Genomic DNA, 3,647 nt, shown 5'->3' with positions numbered 1-3,647 from the left:
AGCAAGTTTTATTTTTCATTTTTTAACCATGAAGGACATGAAGCGGCATGAAAGGTTTAAGTCTTCATGTCCTTCATGCTCTTCATGGTAATTGCCTAAATTAATTTATGCACGATCCTAACAAATAATATAACTGATGTTACGCACGGCTGGTATTTCTCCCGTTTGCCGCGCCGAGTACCGGAGCTTTCGCGGGGCAAGTCGGCAGGATAGCCGATTTGCATGTGCCGAGTGATTCAAGCGGCAACCGGGCCGCCTGTTGACTCGCGCCTTCCAGGCGTTCGCACTTCGTGCGCCTTTGGCGTTCCAATCCGCTGGGAGCGGATTGGTCTTTGCTTATTTTCTTTTCGACGGCATGGACAGATATTTGCTTCTCGGCAACAAATAAAGACCGCGTAACATCTTAATGCTGCTTTTTAGCCTGCCGCGGCGGGATTGTCCGTTGGTGGAACCGTGATGGCGCCCAAGCGGATGCCCAGCGGCCCTTTATCGGACATTTCTATAAAGGCGAACAAAAACTCGGGTGTTTGTCCTTGGTTATTGCTGAAGGCTTCGTCGGGCGATAATGCAGGAGCGGCAAGAACGGTGGGGCCGGCTATCCAGTGACCCTCGCCGAGACCGTTCGCAGGCCAGTCGAGTTTCGTCGTTGCGCCATTGGTGTCGAACAGGACGAGCTGCGGTATGCTATCGGTTGCCGCCAGCAGGAAATAGAGACCGTCCCGGATATCCACATCGAATTCCGAAATAACCGGATCGTCGATGATTGACACGGCATGACCGGCGGTCTTCAGCGACTTGTCGAATGAGCTTAGTTTGACTGACCCCAACACCGCGCCAGTCGGGGACAGAATCGCCGATTCTTTGCCGCCCTGCTGGTAGACGAGCCACAATGCACTATCGCTTGACGCGTCCTGAAACACAACGCCCGAAAGAGCTGAAACCAGCTTGACGCCTTTTGCCGGCTGTTTAACCGATGCAGGCGGGAACAGCATCAGCGTCTCGCCGTTCGCAATGGCGGACGTGTAGGCTTGAGCCGCGGAAGCCGGAACCGTACCGCGTAGAAAGCGCGGATTGCTGTAATCCGTATCTTCCAGAATATTTGGAATGTCCAGCGTCCCGTCTTCGGCGGAACCAATCAGAAGGGCGTTATCGGCGCCGCCGAAAGCCAGGATAGCGGCGGCTGTGCTGTTGTCGGCCGCCACGGTCACGGCCCAGTCCGGCGCTGTAGGCAGCCACTGCGGTATGATGATAGTGGGCCAGGACGAGGCGGCGTCGAGGGTGAATCCTTCAATCTTCCGGTTAGACGTGGGACTCAGTGTTGTTTCGTAGGGCATGCCGTTGACTTCGCTGATCTCTGACGTCCCATCGCCGGTTTTCGACATATAAAGCGCTATTCCTGTCGCGCCGCCAACCAGCCGCAACATTCCGGTGACCTCTAGGCTCACCAAGTCTGAAATTATAACTTTTTGATCTACCATGGAGTTTCTCCGATACCTGAAGTTGTATTAATTAATAGCTGTATTGTCGGAAGCGTAACGCAGCTTGACCAGATTGTCAGGAGCCAGGTTAGGGTTTTGTTTAACGAACCCGGCGTTAGTTTGCGGCACCGGAGCCGGAGCAGTACCGAAGTGATACCACTTGGTCGGAGGTTGACGCATACTGCTTCGCTCCAGCCCCGCTATCGATATGTTTACCCATGCCTGCCAGTTTCCAACTGGGACGGAACCGTAGGAAGGGTCAAAGAATAAATCAAGTCCAATCTGTTCAAGCCGGACAATGAAATGATTTATAAAGGCCGGCGGCGGGTTAGGGCTGTTCTGTCCGGCTCCGGCGGTCCATGTCGCCCAACCGGCGGGGGGATTCGGCGCCGTGCCGTCATTGCGTTTGTTATGGGTATAGGCGGTGCCGCTGGGCGGCGGCGGTTGGTTGAAGTCCCAGTTGCGCACCAGGAACCGGACGGCTTCCGGCGATACGGCTGGGTTTGACTCCACCTCAACCAGCCGCGCTCCGGCAATGCCGTGGATACCGAACATCGACATCAACATTTGCGCAAAGGACAGGCAGGAACCGCTGCCGCTGGCGATAACCAAGTGCGGATCGACTACGCCGCCGGTTCGGGCAGTCAAATGCTGCGCCAATCCCGGACGCGGGTTCCAGTATTTGAATGTGACGTTGTCGTGCTTGCGCCTGAGCTTGTTGTTCGGGTCACTGGGCTGGAAGGCGGTGTAAATTCCGATTGCCGCTCCGGCGTCGTCGTTGGTTTCTTTTCCGGCGGCGCAGGAAATATCAAGCATGCTCCAAAGGGTATACGCGGTTCCGGCGGCAGCGGGATCGTTAAGCGTGTTCCGCTCGGTCGCAATGGGATCCGCCAGCGTCACATAGGCGCTGTGTTCGCTGACGTCGAACAAAACCCAGTTTCCGACGCCGATGCGGAATTCCCAAAAGACCAACAGTTGGTCTTCATGTAAAACGACATCGGGCAAATTGGCGCTGTTGGTGGCCGGAAAAACGACAGGACCGCCTCCGGCAGCCGGAATGTCGACGTTTTGTTGCCAACTTAGCTGGCTGGCGTTGCCGCCCGGTCGGCGAAAAAAAGCGGTGGCCCGGATCGGCGTATTGTTAGCGTCCGCATTCGGGGCTTGGGTGATGCCGATTTGCGCGGCAATACCGACCGGGGTATTCCGGGTATAGGTTTGGGGCGGCTGATACAGGACGGCTTGCGGATATTGCTGGGCGGTACCGGGGTTGGCGCGATACCAAGTCCGTGGAAAATGCCCGGAATACCTTAGATTCGCCAGCGTGGAGCCTGTCTCATAATCGATCGTAACGGCGCGGCCGCCGCTGAAGGTGATGTTGTTCAGCGCCAGTTGCGCGCCGTTGCCGGGCCATTGTTGGGGCGCGCGAATAGCGAGTTGGGCCTGGAGTTGTTGTGCTCCGATGGTTGCGGTCAGGTTTACCGTGTTCGCGGCGTTCAGCCGCACGGTGCGCAGACGCGCTTGGCTGCCGGCTTCGACCTGATTGAGATTGCCGTCGTCGGTCCAAACGATATAGGCCCAGGCCGCCGCAGTGTCCGGCGTGGTTGCCGCCTGGGCAACGGCTTTCGGGTTCGCATCGGAAATATTGAAGGTGTTCGGGCTGTTCAATTGGTAGCTATACCATTGTTGCCCGACCCCGGTGGCAAAGCCGTACACAGGTATTGTCAAGGCATTCAGTGTTGGGACTACCTTGATTCGGGCGATCAGAGCCGCCCCGTTTACTGTGGCCGTAAGCGAACGCCCGGCTTGTCCGAACGGAGTCAGGGTATTGCGGGTTAGGGTCTTGATATTAGCTTGGCCGCCGTCAACGCCGTCGCCGGTCCAAACGATATAGGCCCATGCGGCTTGTTCCTGAGGGCTGGTCGTAGCGGTCACTGTGATGTTGCCATCGGCGTAATTGACTGCATAATCCGAGGTGTTTCCTATCGTCGCGGTCGCCGCAACCGCCCCGTCCACGGTAGACACGGCAAGGGATACAAGAGTCGGCACTACTTTGATGATGGCGGTCCGGGCCGTATCGCCCAACGTGGCGGTGATTGTTTTGCCTGCTTGACCGAAAGTGGTCAGGGCGTTACGCGGCAGGGTCTTGATATTAGCCTGGCCGCCGTCAAC

2 protein-coding genes are annotated in these 3,647 nt (G+C 56.9%); both read right to left on the bottom strand.

Translation table 11 applies throughout. The annotated features are described in order from the left end of the window. Positions 1–416 precede the first annotated feature (416 nt). A complete protein-coding gene (locus V3O24_RS00145; RefSeq protein WP_331305572.1) occupies positions 417–1,478 on the bottom strand; it encodes a hypothetical protein in 1,062 nt (353 codons plus the stop codon). A gap of 27 nt (positions 1,479–1,505) precedes the next feature. Continuing rightward, positions 1,506–3,647, bottom strand: a 2,142-nt coding sequence (locus V3O24_RS00140) for a hypothetical protein (protein ID WP_331305571.1), incomplete at its 5' end; no start/stop codon positions are given.

It is taken from the genome of Methylobacter sp. Wu8, from assembly GCF_036440755.1.
Taxonomy (GTDB): domain Bacteria; phylum Pseudomonadota; class Gammaproteobacteria; order Methylococcales; family Methylomonadaceae; genus Methylobacter_A; species Methylobacter_A tundripaludum_A.
Note: the sequence above shows the minus strand (reverse complement) of the source record. Positions and strands in the feature narration are given on the sequence as shown.

What these genes read in the sequence shown, in the direction of transcription:
- V3O24_RS00145 (WP_331305572.1), bottom strand. Translation starts at nt 1,478, where the DNA reads ATGGTAGATCAAAAAGTTATAATTTCAGACTTGGTGAGCCTAGAGGTC.